The organism is Dawidia cretensis, assembly GCF_018598175.1.
Lineage (GTDB): Bacteria > Bacteroidota > Bacteroidia > Cytophagales > Cyclobacteriaceae > Ohtaekwangia > Ohtaekwangia cretensis.
Map to the genome: position 1 here is coordinate 38,972 of NZ_JAHESE010000026.1, position 15,960 is coordinate 54,931.

Genomic DNA, 15,960 nt, shown 5'->3' on the forward strand with positions numbered 1-15,960 from the left:
AACAATTCGTTGATGCACGCCCTAACTTTTGTGATCTTCGTGTACAAGAACCCTCGTTGATTTTACATTGACAAAACAGACAGGCTTGGGCCTGAATGAAATAGAAAATATCGAAAGCAATCGTCACCGTCCCGATACCCTCGGGACGGTTTCGTTTTTTTTAGACTGGAACAAACTAACAGTTGTTACTGCTTCGGGATTTTCAGGAAAAGCTAATGGATTTTACAGACACGAAAACAAAAATGAGTCAACCAAAAACACTGTTCGACAAGCTCTGGGACGCGCACGTGGTGAAGAAAAGCGAAGGCTATCCGGATGTGGTGTTCATCGACCGTCATTTCATTCACGAAGTAACCAGCCCCCAGGCATTTGACGGCCTGCGTAAGCGCGGTATTTCCGTGTTTAACCCCAGCCGTACCACCGCAGTGCCCGACCACAACGTGCCTACGTTGGATCAGCACCTGCCCATCAAAGAAGCGCTTTCCCGCCACCAGGTAGAAACGTTGCGCAAGAACACCGCCGAATTTGGCATTACGCTCTATGACCTGGGCCACCCGTACCAGGGCATCGTACACATCATTGGCCCCGAGCTGGGCCTCACCCTGCCCGGCATGACCATCGTCTGCGGCGACAGCCACACGTCCACCCACGGCGCGTTTGGCAACATCGCCTTTGGCATTGGTACCAGCGAAGTAGAACAGGTGCTGTCCACGCAGTGCATTCTGCAATACCGCCCCAAAACCATGCGGATCGAGATCAACGGAACCCTCGGCAAAGGCGTGGTAGCAAAAGACATCATCCTGTACGTGATCGCGAAGATCTCTGCCAGCGGCGCCACGGGTTATTTCGTGGAGTATGCCGGCGACGCCATTCGCAACCTCTCGATGGAAGCGCGTATGACGATCTGTAACATGAGCATTGAAATGGGTGCTCGCGGTGGCCTGATCGCTCCCGACGAAACAACCTTCAACTATATCAAAGGCCGCAAGTTCGCACCGCAGGGTGCTGAATTTGACCGCCAGGTAGAAGCCTGGAAAGAGCTGAAGACCGACGAAGGTGCGCAATACGACGAAGTACTGAAATACGACGCCGCGGACATCGCCCCCATGATCACCTACGGTACTAACCCGGGCATGGGCATTAAAGTAATGGACCGCATCCCGACCGTAGAAGAGCTGAAAGATGTATCCGAACGGACTTCTTTCAAGAAGTCGCTGGAGTATATGGGCCTCGAGCCCGGCTCACAACTGTTGGGCAAGGCGATTGACTACGTGTTCATCGGCAGCTGTACCAACGCCCGCATTGAAGACCTGCGCGCTGTAGCAGCGCTGGTGAAAGGCCGTAAGAAAGCCGAGAATGTAGAGGTGTGGGTTGTGCCCGGCTCGAAACAAGTGGAAGAGCAAGCCCGTCTGGAAGGTCTTGACAAAGTATTTGAAGCAGCAGGATTTCAATTGCGTCAGCCCGGTTGCTCGGCGTGCCTGGGTATGAACGAAGATAAGATTCCCGCGGGTAAATATTGCATCAGTACGTCTAACCGAAACTTCGAAGGGCGTCAGGGCCCTAAGTCCCGCACGTTCCTCGCCAGTCCGCTCAGCGCCGCTGCGGCAGCCATCACGGGTAAAGTAACAGACGTACGGAGCCTGGTATAATTCCTCCTGAGGAGAAACGAAACGTGAACAAGTAAGACAGGAGCCCTAAAAAGTATTTTATGTCGAAAGAAAAATTCACCACATTAAAAAGCTCGGCAGTACCCCTGCCGATCGAAAATATTGATACCGACCAGATCATTCCTGCGCGCTTTTTGAAAGCCACCACGCGCGAGGGATTTGGCGACAACCTCTTCCGCGACTGGCGCTACAACGCCGACGACACGCCGAAGGCGGACTTTGTATTGAATGACAAGACCTACACCGGCAAGATTCTGGTAGCCGGCAAGAACTTTGGCTGTGGTAGCAGCCGCGAGCACGCCGCGTGGGCGATTGCCGACTACGGCTTTCGCGTGGTGATCTCGAGCTTCTTTGCCGACATCTTTAAAAACAATGCGTTGAACAACGCAACGCTGCCGATCCAGGTATCCGATGCGTTTCTGAAAAGCGTGTTTGCCTTAATCGAAAAAGACCCGCATACAGCCATTACGGTAGACCTCCAAAACCAGCGCGTAACCCTGGCCGACGGTACATCGGAATCCTTTGATATCAATGCCTACAAGAAAACGTGCCTCACCAACGGGTACGACGACATTGACTACCTCCTCAGCCTGCGCGAAGAGATCCGCCAGTTTGATGCAGTACACTAAACCATAACCTAAACCGATACTTGCTGCCCGGCGGCAAGCCTGTAAGAACAATGAAAAAGAAAATCGTAATCCTTCCCGGCGACGGCATTGGAAAAGAAGTGACGGCCTGTGGCAAGAAAGTGCTGGAGCAGGTAGCCGAATGTTTCGGCCACCAGTTTGTATTCGACTACGCTACGATCGGCCACGAAGCCATTGAAGCGACCGGCAGCCCGCTTCCCGATACATCGCTGGAGAAGATGAAGAACTGCGACGCGATATTGTTCGGCGCGGTAGGACACCCGAAATACGACAACGATCCGTCCGCCAAAGTTCGCCCGGAGCAAGGTTTGCTGAAGATGCGTAAGGAGCTGGGCCTCTATGCCAACCTGCGTCCCATCAAATTATTTGATGAGCTGCTCGAAGCATCCAGCATTAAGCCGGAGATTCTGAAAGGTGCGGATATACTTTTCTTCCGCGAGCTGACCGGCGATGTATACTTCGGCGAGCGCGGCCGCAAAGACGAAGGCAAGACGGCATACGATACGATGATCTACTCGCGTTATGAAGTAGAGCGCATCGCGCACAAAGCCTTCAAGGCGGCACTGACCCGCGGTAAAAAAGTTACTTCTGTCGACAAAGCCAACGTACTGGAAAGCTCACGCTTGTGGCGCGAGGTGGTACAAGACGTAGCACGTCAATATCCGGACGTAGAAGTAGAGCATATGTTTGTAGACGCTGCTGCCATGAAGCTGATCCAAAACCCGCGCGGTTTTGACGTGGTGGTGACAGGCAACCTGTTTGGCGATATCCTCACCGACGAGGCCTCGCAGATCGCCGGTTCCATGGGCATGCTGGCCTCGGCATCCATCGGTGACACCGTCGGGCTATACGAGCCGATCCACGGCAGCGCGCACGACATTACCGGTAAAGGCATTGCCAACCCGCTCGCGTCCATCCTGTCGGCGGCTTTGCTGCTGGATATCTCTTTTGGGTTAAAAGAAGAATCAGAAGCGGTGATCAAAGCGGTGGAGAAGACACTGCGCGAAGGATACCGCACCCGTGACATTGCCGATGCGAACACCGCCCACGAGAAGATCCTGGGTACGGAAGTGATGGGCAACGTAGTATGCAACAACGCCCGCATGCTGGTGAACTGCCAGGTAGCGGTATAACAATACGAACACAGACGCCACCACAATATAAAACGAACATCAAAAGTCTTATTCCAAACCAATGAGCAGAAAAATTGAAATCTTCGACACTACGCTGCGCGATGGCGAGCAAGTGCCCGGCTGTCAATTGTCAACCGAAGAAAAGGTCGTCATAGCACGGGAGCTCGAGCTACTCGGTGTGGATGTGATTGAAGCCGGTTTCCCTATTTCGAGCCCGGGTGACTTTCTTTCCGTGGTGGAGCTCTCCAAAGCGGTGAGCATCGGCGTCTGTGCGCTGACCCGGTCTAAAAAGGAAGATATCGATGTAGCCGCCGAAGCCCTGCACCACGCCAAACGTGGTCGGATTCACACCGGCATTGGCTCGTCGGATATCCACATCAAGACCAAATTCAACAGCAGCCGCGAGAAAGTACTCGAGCAAGGCGTATGGGCCGTGAGCTATGCCAAGGCCAAAGGCTATGAAGTCGAGTTCTTTGCCGAAGACGCCGGCCGTGCCGACCTGGCCTTCCTGGCGCAGATGGTGGAGGCCGTTATTGCTGCCGGTGCCGACGTAGTAAACATTCCCGACACGACAGGCTACTGCCTGCCACACCTGTATGGCAAACGCATACAATACCTGTTCGAGCACGTAAAGAATATACACAAAGCGACGATCTCCGTACACTGCCACAACGACCTGGGTATGGCGACCGCCAACACCATGGCCGGCCTCATTGCCGGCGCCGGTCAGGCCGAAGTGACCATTAACGGTATCGGTGAGCGCGCAGGCAACACGTCGCTGGAAGAAATAGCGATGATCATCCGCACGCACAAAGATCTGGACTTGCATACCAACATTGTCTCCGAGCGCCTGTACGGTGTCAGCAACCTGGTGTCTGACCTGATGCGTATGCCCGTGCAGCCGAACAAAGCCATCGTGGGGGCTAATGCGTTTGCACACTCGTCCGGTATCCACCAGGACGGCTTCCTGAAAAACTCGGAGAACTACGAGATCATCAACCCTTCGGACGTAGGCGTGCCGACATCATCGATCGTACTGACCGCCCGAAGCGGTCGTGCCGCACTGAAGCACCGCCTGGAGCTGCTGGGCTACCAGCCGAGCAAGCCGGAGCTGGACCAGCTGTACGAAGCGTTCCTGACGGTAGCCGACGAAAAGAAAAATGTCAACGACGAAGATCTAATGACCCTGGCAGCCAACACGCCGCTGCTGGTACAGAAATAATCTTTTTCAAGCCAAACCTCCCAAACCCGAAAGGCATCATCGCAAGGTGATGCCTTTTTGTTGGTTCCGTTGCTTTCCGCTACCTTCATGTCCGGAACCGTCTGCTATGCAACCCTCTCTGAAAAGTATCTGCTTTTTAGTCATACTTCTTATTTCCCTATCCCGGCTCAACGCCCAGGAGATTGGCTTACAATTGTACAGTTTACGCGATCAGTTCGCGAAAGATGTGCCCGGCACCATGGCCAAAGTGGAGGCTATGGGCATTCGCGAAGTAGAAATGGCAGGCACTTATGGGCTGGAGTTTCCCGAGATGATCAAGCTGATCGCCAAACACAAGTTACAAGTGATCAGCTTTGGCGCCGACTTTGAGCGTCTGGCCAAGTCGCCCCAATTGGTGGCGGATGAGGCGCGCGCCTATGGCGCGAAGTTCGTAGTATGCGCCTGGATACCTTTCGGCGATATGTTCGACTCGGACGACGTAAACTATGCTGCTTCTGTCTTTAACGAGGCTGGCAAGGTCATGGCCCGCAACGGTTTGTTGTTATGTTACCATCCGCATGGATATGAATTTCAACCCTACGAGTCGGGCACGGTGTTCGACTACATGGTTGACGCGCTTGACTCGCGGTATGTATACTTTGAGATGGATGTGTTTTGGATCAAACAAGCCGGGCAGGACCCGGTCGCGTTGCTCAAGAAATATTCCACCCGTTGGGTACTGCTCCACCTGAAAGACCGCAAGCGCGGCACCCCCAACAGCAACGACGGCAAAGCCCCCGACGAGACCAACGTCGTGTTGGGCCAGGGCGATGTCGGTATTGCCGCCGTGATGAAGGAGGCAAAAGCGATGGGCATCCAGCACTTTTTTATTGAAGACGAATCGCCTAAAGCTGAGCAACAGATTCCCAAGAGCCTGGCATATCTAAAGACACTGAAATAAAAACCGTGTCTTCTCCCTGCGCGCTACACATGGAGGCTCTTAAAGCCCGCATACCCTTTGCAATAGTTTAATACGAGCTTGTAATCTTTGAGTACCTCCATGCCTACCGAAGCATAGTTCTGCCACTGTGCATAAATAATACCGGTAGATAAATTATTCATCTCCAGGGTTGCCAAAAGCAATTTATGGGAGAATGTTTCATACCCTCTGATCAGACCATTAAACCCGCGGCCTAGTGTCCGCGAAGGGCCTTTGCGATAACTGCGCAGGTCGGTGGTCTTTAATAACAATCCGCGCGCAGAGCCCGTATCGATCATGAGGTTACAAGCCTGGCCATTCTCCTGCTTTTGGAGAAAAACCGTGGCTTGGATCAGCGGGCGGGAGTCGGTGACCTCGATCGGCACATGCTGATAGCCCGCGGGCAGCGAGGCCGTGGCGGCGGGGCGTAGCGTAATCTCTTGCTTGCCGGGATGCAGCTCTACTTCAAATTTGATAAACAGGTCATAGCCAATCACCCCGTGCACATTGGGATACTCGCTGAAGAGATTTTGCTCCGGAATAATCACGACGGGAATGCGGTTTCCCAACACGGCATCGATCGATACTTTGTTGCCAAGCGAGAGTTTACCCTGTACCGTACGGCCGGAGCCAAGCCCGGAGAATTCTACCGTACGGCCCGACTCCGTGTGAAACAACTTGCCAAACTTTTTGCCAAAGAGTACCAGGTTGCGACAGCCGGTATCCAGGATGAGATTGACCTGTATGGAATCGTTGATGCGTACGGGCAGTACGATAAGATTATTGATGACTGTATACTTAAACTTGGTTTCCTGCAGATGTGAGGGAAGATAAAAACCTGCCTCGGTCGGTGTGTGAAGGGCAAAACATGGTGCGCTCAACAAGAGCACGCTTGCGACAATGATCCGGTAAAATGTGGCCATACCCAGTGTGATTAGGGTATGAAGCTACCGTTATGCTATAGGCGGCGAAACACGCGGGAAGGCTGATTTTTAGATCACCCCGAAAGCTCTGCTGCGCTGCGCGAAGAAAGGGTTACACCAGAAGTCGGTAGGCAGGAGGGTAAATATACCTTAATTCTATCCCGTGCTTCGTGGTACAAACAAAAGAGGCACCCCCGTTCGGAGATGCCTCTTTGTTATAACATTTATACTATAAATTACTTGCTCTTGGGCTGGGTCTTGATGGTGGAGGCCAGCTTCACCGCTTCGTATACATTGACCAGGCCACCCGTGTTGCTAAGGTCGCTGAACGGCACCTCGTCGTGCGTGCCGGGCTTGATTACTTTCAAACCGTCAAACTTGCGGGTTGACTGGCGCAGGATGTCTTTTAACTGTGCGGCCGACAGGTCAGGGAAGTAGGAGAGGAGTACTGCCGCTACGCCGGCGGCGGCGGGGCTGGCCATGCTGGTACCTTGCAGGTTCTCATACGTGTTGTCGGGTGTAGTAGAATAGATCTGCACACCGGGTGAGAACAGGTCGACAGACTTCTTGCCGTAGTTGGAGAATGAGCCTACGAAGTTCGAGTCTGCTCCCCACGAAGAAGCACCGATCTCCAGCCAGGTCTTGGCTTCGCCGCCTTTCAGGAATTTGCGGTTGGGAAAATTAGATTCCATGTCCGTATTGTCGCCGTCGTTGCCTGCAGCGTGTACCAGCAAAACACCTTTCGATACCGCGTATTTCACCGCTTTATCCACCAGCTCTTTGTTCGGCGAGAAAGCTTTGCCAAAGCTCATGTTAATGATCTTCGCGCCGTTGTCGGTCGCATAGATAATAGCGTTGGCTACATCTTTGTCACGCTCGTCACCGTTGGGTACGGCGCGTACGGACATGATGCGAACGTTGTCGGCAATGCCTTTTACGCCGATGTCGTTCTTGCGGTTGGCGCCGATGATACCGGCTACGTGCGTGCCGTGTTTCGGATCAGGGCCGGCTACGTCGTTGTTGCCATAATTCTTTTCGGTCAGGTTCTTTGCATCATCGCCCACCACCGTGCGCGAGTTGAAATCGAGGTTGTAACCGTAGTTTACGGCAGTGCCGAAATGGTCGACGGCTTCTTTGAGCATGTCTACATAGCGTTGCAGACCTTCGAGGAACTCGCTCACCTGGATGTCTTCATCAATGGAACCGAGCACTTCCACCAGGATGGTCTTGGCTTGACGAAGCGTGTCACTGGTGGGGTTGATGGCTTCCAGCGTAGATTTGCTCAGGGGCTTACCGACGCTGCGCGAAAGAATGCTATCGCAGAAGGTGAGATTTTTCATGGCGCTGCTATACATCATGTACTGGCCGTTGTATTCGTCGTACTGATCTTTGTTGGCCTTGAAGTCGCGCTCGTATTTGAATTTCACACGCTTCCAGTACTCATATTCAGCTTTGTCTTTTTTGCCCACCTTAGCCTCCTCTATGGTTTCATACTTAGGCTTGAGACGCTTGTATTCGCGGGTTACTTCATACGTGTCTTCGTTCACGTTTCCGCTTTTGCCGCCGATGAAGTTCCAGCCGTGAACGTCGTCGATGTAACCGTTTTTATCATCATCGATGCCGTTGCCGGGAATTTCGTCCTCGTTGGTCCAGATAATATCTTTCAGATCTTCGTGGTCAACATCGATCCCCGAATCGATAACCGCTACCAGTACTGTTTTGGAAGGTTTTCCTTTCAGGAGTGTGTTATAAGCCTTTTCGGCGCTGACACCCTGCACGTGGTCGTCTTGCGGGTCGCGTAAGAACCAGTCGGAAGGTGTCGTTATTGTGTCCTGATCTTGGTTTTCTGCCTGAAAGGCAGCAGCCCAATGGGTTGTGAGGGTCATAATTGCCGCAACTACCACCCCTGCGTTTCTTCTTATCATAAATCGTTGGTTTTCAAGTCAACAAGCGCGCAAGATAATGAGTTATGGTTTAAATCCGGAGCCCTTTATACGCGCGGGTTGTTTTTTTGAAATCTGGCAAATCGCGGGCCGATCTTACGTCGGTGACTCTCCAGAGGAGACAATTAAGCGTCGCAACAGATAATATTGCACCTTTGTTATCAGGAAACCGCTACGCTTATGACATTAGTATTTACATCTATAGCCGCGTTTTTTACCGTTTTTTTCCTCTGCGTCGGCAAATTGAATAACGACGTACAGTGGCCTGGATTGGCCCGGATCTTTCCGCGTCTGGCGCGGTTATTTCCATTCGCGGACTAGTTTTCCGAGTGTTTTAATTCCTTCTTCTACGCTTTCCGTCCACAATTCGCCGTAGCTCAGGCGGAAGCAATTTTCAAATCGGCCCTGTGTAGAAAAAATGGGACCGGGCGCAATACCAATGTTGTATTTCAGCGCCTTGCGGTGCAGCTTGTAAGCATCCACTTTTTTGTTCATCTCCAACCACAACGTAAAGCCACCGGTCGGTCGCGTAACGCGTGTATCCTCCGGAAAGTATTCAGCCACCGCCTGCTGGTAACGCAGCGACTGAGTGTGCAGTGCTTTGCGCAAGTGCCGCAGGTGTAGCTCATACCGACCGTTGCTCAGAAAGTTGGCCAGTGCCGCCTGCGTAAGCGTATTGGTCGACACGGAGTGCATACGTTTCAACCGCATGACCTGCGCTTTAAACTTACCCGGTATGGTCCAGCCGATGCGATAGCCGGGCGCGAGCGATTTGGAAAACGACGAGCAATATAGGACCAGTCCTTTGCGATCGAACGACTTACAGGTCCTCGGACGCGTCTTACCAAAATACATCTCACCATAGATGTCGTCTTCCACCAACGGAATATCTTTCTTCGCCAACATATCCACGAGCTTCTTCTTGCGATCGTCGGGCATGCAGCTACCCAAAGGGTTGTTGAAGGTGCTGACGAACAAACAAGCTTTGATATCAAAACGAGGGATGGCCTGTTCCAGGTAATCGATGTCGATGCCCACTGTGGGGTCGGCCGGAATCTCAACCACCTTTAACCCGTGACTTTCCATCACCTGGAAGATGGCGTAGTAGGTCGGCGTTTCAATGGCCACCGTATCGCCGGGCTTGGTAATGGCCTTCACACAAAGTGACATCGCCTCGACAGCACCAGCGGTTACAACAATATCGTCTTCGCTGGGCGTACCACCCCAGTTGAAGGCCTGGCGGGCGATCTGTTTACGCAGCGCCGCGTTGCCTTGCACATTCTCATAATTCAAACAGCCCGCCGGAGAGTCGCGAATAGCCTGCATCGTAGCCTTGGCCAGCTTGGCCACCGGCAGCAGCTTAATAGAAGGAGTAGCAACAGAAAAATTAACAATACCTTTTGCGTTGAGATCGGAATATACCTGCCGGATCATGTCATCAACGCTGACAGGCAAAGCATCGTCTACCGGATCACACACACTGGGCAGCTCCAACGCATGCTCGTGCGAATGTTTAACATAATAACCCGACTGCGGCCGCGCCTCGATAAGACCTTTGCTCTCCAGAAAGTAATACGCCTGAAAGGCCGTGCTCAGACTAATCCCCTGCTCTTTGCTCAACGCTCGTACCGACAGAAGCTTATCTCCCATCTTCAGCACTTTCTTTTCAATAAGCGACTCGATGCGCTCAGCGACTTCCGCGTATTTATGATCGGGCTTTAATACAGTATTTTCCATAGCATGCGTGGACGTAATGTCTGCAAGCCTCAAGTTAAACTGATATGGGCTAAATTGCTAAAATGGAAACTGTTTTTTGAGCTAGCGCGTCAGCTCATCTACTACCGCCAACAACATAACTGAAGAAATATGATGCTGCAGCCGATGCCTGATAAATTGCAACGCAGCCACCATTTGGTTTTTTACAGTATTGGGCGAAATCTGCAACCGCTCAGCAATAGCCTCATGACTCAGCCCCTCGACCTTCGCCAATTGAAAAATGTGCTTCCGTTGTGGTGGCAAAAGATCGACCGCTTGTTCTAACAAAGCTTCGTACTGTTTATCCAATACCGCGGTCTCGCCCGCATTAATAGAGGGAGTCTCCTTTTTCGCGAATTCATAATTCGCAACAGCTTCCGTAGCAAGCTTCTTTAAATGCTTGTAGGCCATGTTGCGCGTCATAGTCACGAGATAAACATGCAGGTGCTGCACTTCCGTGAACTCCGTGCGTTTTTGCCAAAGCTTTGAAAAGATCTCTTGTACAATGTCTTCGGCCAGAGCAGCCGAGTGAAGATAACGATAGGCCACCTTATATATCGCAGGCCAATGCCGATCGTACAGTTGCCGGAACGCCGCTTCGTTTCCCTGCGCCAGCAATGCTAGCACCTCATTTTCATGATATGAAATGGATTGAGTTGTAGGCATTAGGTTTAACGAAAGAATACATATTTAAACGATTCGCTTAACTAAAGCAAAACATTAAATTAAATTTTGATTCATTTCAATAAACCACAACACACTACATCATAACAATCGTTACGACTCTATTCCTGTTGTAAAGTTGTTACAAGGAAACGTTTTGGCGCTTTCCAAAAAATATTTCAGCCCCCAATAGTCCTACCCCCTTCCCAAAAGACTCTTAGTATTAAAATGTGCCAAATTCCGTGTTTGGCATATTTTGACTTGATAAATAAACCTAAAACCAATAAATCTTTTGTCTGCATGGCAAGTCGTTTTACCCTTTTGCTCGAACGTTACCTGGAAAATAAGGCCTCAGAATCTGAGCGACTTGAGCTCATGCAGCTGCTCTCGACGGGACAGTTTGAAGAGCAGATCAAGCAAGGCATCGCTCAACAAATGCGTGCCGAGATGCAGACTGATTCCGTTGTACACGATGATGTTTTGCTTGCCAACAATGCTTACGATCGCGCACAACAGATCGTAGAACGCATCCTTTCAGAAGACCATTCCGAAACAAAGGTGGTGCCGATACAACGCGCAGCGTCCACAAAACGCTGGTGGCTGGCCGCCGCGGCCGCCGTCGCGATCCTGCTGGCAGCAGGCTATACTATACTATGGACGACGATGATAGCACCGGCAGCGGAGCATCAATTCATGGCGAAGAATGCTGCAAACAGCGTATTCGAAGAAATAAACGAAGGCACTACGCAACGGCAAATAGTGCTGTACGACAGCACGCACGTGACATTGCAACCCGGCGCTCACCTGATCTATCCCACACAGTTCTCTCCCACCAAACGCGAAGTATACCTCACGGGCGAAGCCTTCTTTGAAGTAACGAAAGACCGGTCACGACCCTTCTTTGTTTATAGTAAAACGCTTGTGACCGAAGTGGTGGGTACCAGCTTTAGGGTGCGCGCCGACAACACAGTGCAGACCAGCGAAGTGGTGGTGATGACCGGCAAGGTGCGTGTGGTGCAGAACGAGGAGGACAAAAATCTGTTGCAGCGGTTTATGCCCGCGGGCAAAGAAATAATGCTGACGCCCAACCATCGCGCGGTGTATCAACGTGAGACGGAAGAGATGGTGATGACGCTGGTGGAAAAACCGCTGCCCCTGGCGGTGGACAATGTAAAGGCCAGCGTTTTTCGCGCGGCATCGCTGGCGCTGGTGCTGAAAAATCTATCCTCTGCCTATGGCATCGAGATCGTTACGCAGAACGCGCGCATAAACCAGTGCACGTTTACGGGCGATCTATCGAAAACGGACGACTTATACATACGCTTAGCATTGATCTGCCAGTCCATTGGGGCTTCATACGTCATACGTGACGCGAAGATCCTCATCACGGGCAACGGCTGCTAAGCGACGAAAATCCTATTACAAACCCTAACCCAACCCTATGCAGAAAGATCAATACAAGAATCCAACCTGATAGCAAAAAAAGAAAGCCGGCAATGTGGGGACATCGCCAGCTTTTAACTACCCAGGGTAGTGTTTTGTCCGGACTTATCACATCAAGAACAAAACTTTCTAATTTATGAAAAAGAAGCGAATTGTTGCTTTACTAAAGACAACAATGAGAATATCTATTATCCAGCTTGTACTGGCAGCGGGCTTCACCTGCAGTGCGCTGGCCGGCGATGTTGAGGCCCAAATACTCGATAAACCGATTTCCATCTCCTTATATCAGACTCGTATGGAGCAAGTTTTGCTCCAAATTCAGAAGATGACAGAGGTGAAGTTTGTTTACAGCCCTTCTATTGTCGAAGTCGAAAAGAAAATCTCGCTCAACGTTACCGACCGCAAGCTCAGTGCGGTACTGGACGAGATCCTGAAGCCCAGCGCCATTCAATATAAATTGATCAACGATTATATTTTACTGTACCGCAACCCGTTGGTGCCGGCAGAGGAGCTGGCGCCGGCCAAAGAGGAACCCGGTGATCATTCCAGTATCGATGAAAATGAATGGAAACTGCTGCAGTTTACGATAAAAGGCCGCGTGACCGACGACACCAACGAACCGCTGCCGGGCGTGAGCATTTTGCTGAAAGGCACCATCCTGGGCACAACCACGGATGCCAACGGCGAATACTCTATTAGCGTGCCCGACGACATGGCCTCTACGGGTGTGCTGGTGGTCTCTTTCATTGGTTATACCAAGCAAGAAATTGCGATTGGCAGTCAAACCACGGTCAACGTGCAGTTGGCGTCAGACATTACCTCGCTGGGCGAAGTGGTGGTGGTAGGATTTGGTGAACAACGTAAGATTAGCGTCGTGGGTGCGAATGCCGAAGTAAAGGTAGACGAGCTCAAACAACCGGTAGCCAACATCGGTACAATGCTGGCCGGCCGCGTAGCAGGCGTTGTACAGGTGCAGCGCTCAGGTGAGCCGGGCCGCGACGGTGCTAATATTTGGATCCGCGGTATTTCCAGCTGGCCCGACTATGGCGGTGTGTCCCCGCTGATCCTCATCGATGGCGTCGAACGAAGCCTCGACAACATAGACCCCGAAGACGTAGAGTCTTTTAATATTTTGAAAGACGCTTCCGCAACGGCCGTATACGGTATGCGCGGTGCCAACGGCGTGATCCTGATCAAGACCAAATCGGGCAAGATCGGCAAGACGAAAATCGACTTTAACTACTCGCAAGGTGTTACCAGCTTTACCCGTGTGCCCGAACTGGCGGATGGCCCTACGTTTATGCGGCTCACCAACGAAGCGCTGACCACCCGTGGTGATGTGCCGAAGTTTAGCCAGGAGCAGATTGACGGCACCGTGCTGGGCGAAGACCCGTATGTATATCCCAACGTAGACTGGTACGATGCCGTGTTTAACAATACTGCGAGGAACCGAAAGATAAACCTGAATGCCCACGGTGGCAACGACCGTGCGACGTATTACATCTCGCTGGGCTACTACAATGAAGAAGGCTTCTTTAAGACCGAAGGTCTGGAGCAGTATAATTCCACCACCAGCTTTACCCGTTATAACTTTACCAGTAACCTCGATTTTGAGCTGAGTCGTACGACAAAGCTGATGCTTGGGGTGCAAGGGTATATTTCGGAAGCAAACTATCCCGGCGAAAAGTCGGAGGACGTTTTCCAGCAGATCATGTATACCTCTCCGGTGGCATACCCGATCATGTATCCGGGCGGCCTCGTGCCGGGGCGTGAGACCAACGGTGATTTCCGTAACCCGTATGCCGACATCACGCAACGGGGGTATCGCAACAATTTTCGCAACCAGATATTCTCTAATGTGCGGCTCACGCAAGACCTGAAGGCCATCGCACCGGGACTGAGCTTTACCACGATGTTTAGTTTTGACGCCTGGAACCGGCACGATATCGAACGTAAGAAGAGAAAGGATACCTACTTTGTGGATCCAAACGACCCGCGCAATCCGGATGGATCGCTTAATCTCAACCTGACCTACACGTCGAACAACAACACGCTGGAGTATAATCGAATTACCGCGGGCAATCGCCGCTACTATACCGAGTCGGCCCTGAATTACAATCGCACTTTTGGCAAACACGTCGTTACCGGCATGCTGTTGTACAACCAGTCCGACTACACAAACGTAGTGCCGACCGACTCGGAAGACGACAACTTCACCAACTCCATTCCCTTTCGTACGCGGGGCTTGGCAGGTCGGATCACCTACTCGTTCATGGATCGTTATTTCGTAGAATTGAATGGCGGATACAACGGTTCGGAAAATTTTGCGCCCGACCGCCGCTTCGGTTTCTTTCCATCGTATGCCGTCGGATGGCTTATTTCAGAAGAAGCTTTCTATGAGCCCATTCGCAACGCAGTTCCCTTCCTGAAGGTTCGTTTCTCCGACGGTCTTGTCGGTATTTCGGGCGGTGGCCGTCGCTTTGGCTACCTCACCATTCTTGACAACGAAGACAAACCGGGCTATACGTACGGAACACCGGGCAACACCAGTGGCGTTGGCGGTATCGAGATTCAAGACTACGGCGTAGATGTAGGATGGGCGAAAGCGCGCAAGACCAACCTCGGTATTGACATCCGCACATGGCAGGAGAAACTTTCCCTTACGGTGGATCTCTGGAAAGAGCACCGTACTGACATTTTCCTGAGACGCGGGGTTGTGCCCGATTATATAGGCCTCTACAACCTGCCCTGGGGTAACCTGGGTGTAGTAGATAACAAAGGTATTGACATAGCCCTGGCCATCACGGACCTAAAGCTCGGCGAAACAACGTGGTCGCTGCGCGGCAACTTCAATTACAACCGGGATGAAGTAATTGAAAACGACCAACCCGCACAGCCTTATTCCTGGTTGGAGAAGCGTGGTTCGAATGTATTGGCCTACTGGGGCTTTCAGGCAGAAGGTCTCTTTGAAAGCCAGGAAGACATCGACAATCACGCGGTACAGAACTTTGGACCCGTACGCCCCGGCGACATTAAGTACAAGGATATGAACGGTGATAATCTCATCAACAACCTGGACCAGGTGAAAATTGGTATCGGCGACGTGCCGCGTATGACCTATGGTTTTGGGTTTACCACATACTGGAAAGGATTTGATGCGGGTGCGTTCTTTCAAGGTACAGCGCAGGCCGATCGCAACATTAATGGCATGGCGGTGATGCCCTTTTCGGGAGGAGCCGGTGCAGGGAACGTATATGCACTGGCCACGGATCGGTGGACCGAAGAAAACCCTTCGCAGGATGTCACCTATCCACGCCTGGCCTATGGCACGGAATATTCTAACAACACCCAGACGAGCTCGTGGTGGGTACGTGATATGAGCTTCCTCCGCTTGAAGACCGCGGAGATAGGATACACCCTGCGCTCTGAAATGTTACGTTCCATCGGCATTACCAACACGCGCTTTTACGTGATGGGGGTGAACCTGCTAACCTTTAGCAAATTCAAAATGTGGGACCCCGAGCTTAACACCGGCAATGGGACCACATATCCGAACGTACGGACCATCTCGATCGGTGTTAATGTTTCACTCTAATTCACGCCTAT

At 51.8% G+C, this 15,960-nt stretch carries 11 protein-coding genes; 7 read left to right on the top strand and 4 right to left on the bottom strand.

Going from position 1 to position 15,960, the window contains the following annotated elements:
- The first annotated feature begins 242 nt into the window (after positions 1 to 242).
- The 5 genes from leuC (at position 243) to KK062_RS21260 (ending at position 5,609) form a co-directional block, all read left to right on the top strand.
- Positions 243 to 1,649, top strand: a complete 1,407-nt coding sequence (gene leuC / locus KK062_RS21240) for a 3-isopropylmalate dehydratase large subunit (protein WP_254086363.1) — start codon at positions 243 to 245, stop codon at positions 1,647 to 1,649.
- A gap of 59 nt (positions 1,650 to 1,708) precedes the next feature.
- Positions 1,709 to 2,296: a 3-isopropylmalate dehydratase small subunit gene (leuD, locus tag KK062_RS21245; protein ID WP_254086364.1), complete on the top strand. Its 588-nt coding sequence runs from the start codon at positions 1,709 to 1,711 to the stop codon at positions 2,294 to 2,296.
- 50 nt (positions 2,297 to 2,346) lie between these two features.
- Positions 2,347 to 3,447 carry a 3-isopropylmalate dehydrogenase gene (gene leuB, locus KK062_RS21250; protein ID WP_254086365.1) on the top strand — a complete coding sequence of 367 codons (1,101 nt, stop codon included), beginning with the start codon at positions 2,347 to 2,349 and terminating at the stop codon, positions 3,445 to 3,447.
- A 61-nt stretch (positions 3,448 to 3,508) separates the two neighbouring features.
- On the top strand, positions 3,509 to 4,669 hold the full coding sequence (locus KK062_RS21255) for a 2-isopropylmalate synthase (protein ID WP_254086366.1): 1,161 nt from the start codon (positions 3,509 to 3,511) through the stop codon (positions 4,667 to 4,669).
- Positions 4,670 to 4,775: 106 nt separating this feature from the next.
- On the top strand, positions 4,776 to 5,609 hold the full coding sequence (locus KK062_RS21260; protein ID WP_254086367.1) for a sugar phosphate isomerase/epimerase family protein: 834 nt from the start codon (positions 4,776 to 4,778) through the stop codon (positions 5,607 to 5,609).
- Between the two features lie 23 nt (positions 5,610 to 5,632).
- On the opposite strand, the gene KK062_RS21265 is transcribed toward KK062_RS21260, so the two are convergent.
- The 4 genes from KK062_RS21265 to KK062_RS21280 all read right to left on the bottom strand — a co-directional run bounded on the left by KK062_RS21265 (position 5,633) and on the right by KK062_RS21280 (position 10,914).
- The gene (locus KK062_RS21265) at positions 5,633 to 6,550 is read right to left on the bottom strand and encodes an aspartyl protease family protein (RefSeq protein WP_254086368.1); all 918 of its coding nucleotides are present in this window, start codon (positions 6,548 to 6,550) and stop codon (positions 5,633 to 5,635) included.
- A 236-nt stretch (positions 6,551 to 6,786) separates the two neighbouring features.
- The gene (locus KK062_RS21270) at positions 6,787 to 8,475 is read right to left on the bottom strand and encodes a S8 family peptidase (protein ID WP_254086369.1); all 1,689 of its coding nucleotides are present in this window, start codon (positions 8,473 to 8,475) and stop codon (positions 6,787 to 6,789) included.
- Positions 8,476 to 8,793: 318 nt separating this feature from the next.
- Complete coding sequence (locus KK062_RS21275; protein WP_254086370.1) at positions 8,794 to 10,230, bottom strand: aminotransferase-like domain-containing protein; 1,437 nt, start codon at positions 10,228 to 10,230, stop codon at positions 8,794 to 8,796.
- A gap of 81 nt (positions 10,231 to 10,311) precedes the next feature.
- Entirely contained in the window at positions 10,312 to 10,914 is a 603-nt protein-coding gene (locus tag KK062_RS21280; protein ID WP_254086371.1) for an RNA polymerase sigma factor, read from the bottom strand.
- Between the two features lie 297 nt (positions 10,915 to 11,211).
- Here KK062_RS21280 and KK062_RS21285 point away from each other — a divergent pair, with 297 nt between their 5' ends.
- Positions 11,212 to 12,315: a FecR family protein gene (locus KK062_RS21285; RefSeq protein ID WP_254086372.1), complete on the top strand. Its 1,104-nt coding sequence runs from the start codon at positions 11,212 to 11,214 to the stop codon at positions 12,313 to 12,315.
- 175 nt (positions 12,316 to 12,490) lie between these two features.
- A complete protein-coding gene (locus tag KK062_RS21290) occupies positions 12,491 to 15,949 on the top strand; it encodes a TonB-dependent receptor (RefSeq protein ID WP_254086373.1) in 3,459 nt (1,152 codons plus the stop codon).
- Positions 15,950 to 15,960: the final 11 nt, after the last annotated feature.

Excerpts from the sequence above, each read along its gene's own strand:
- leuC (WP_254086363.1), top strand. The coding sequence starts at position 243 with ATGAGTCAACCAAAAACACTGTTCGACAAGCTCTGGGACGCGCACGTG.
- KK062_RS21260 (WP_254086367.1), top strand. The coding sequence starts at position 4,776 with ATGCAACCCTCTCTGAAAAGTATCTGCTTTTTAGTCATACTTCTTATT.
- KK062_RS21265 (WP_254086368.1), bottom strand. The coding sequence starts at position 6,550 with ATGGCCACATTTTACCGGATCATTGTCGCAAGCGTGCTCTTGTTGAGC.
- KK062_RS21280 (WP_254086371.1), bottom strand. The coding sequence starts at position 10,914 with ATGCCTACAACTCAATCCATTTCATATCATGAAAATGAGGTGCTAGCA.
- KK062_RS21255 (WP_254086366.1), top strand. The coding sequence starts at position 3,509 with ATGAGCAGAAAAATTGAAATCTTCGACACTACGCTGCGCGATGGCGAG.
- leuD (WP_254086364.1), top strand. The coding sequence starts at position 1,709 with ATGTCGAAAGAAAAATTCACCACATTAAAAAGCTCGGCAGTACCCCTG.
- KK062_RS21275 (WP_254086370.1), bottom strand. The coding sequence starts at position 10,230 with ATGGAAAATACTGTATTAAAGCCCGATCATAAATACGCGGAAGTCGCT.
- KK062_RS21285 (WP_254086372.1), top strand. The coding sequence starts at position 11,212 with ATGGCAAGTCGTTTTACCCTTTTGCTCGAACGTTACCTGGAAAATAAG.
- KK062_RS21270 (WP_254086369.1), bottom strand. The coding sequence starts at position 8,475 with ATGATAAGAAGAAACGCAGGGGTGGTAGTTGCGGCAATTATGACCCTC.
- leuB (WP_254086365.1), top strand. The coding sequence starts at position 2,347 with ATGAAAAAGAAAATCGTAATCCTTCCCGGCGACGGCATTGGAAAAGAA.
- KK062_RS21290 (WP_254086373.1), top strand. The coding sequence starts at position 12,491 with ATGAAAAAGAAGCGAATTGTTGCTTTACTAAAGACAACAATGAGAATA.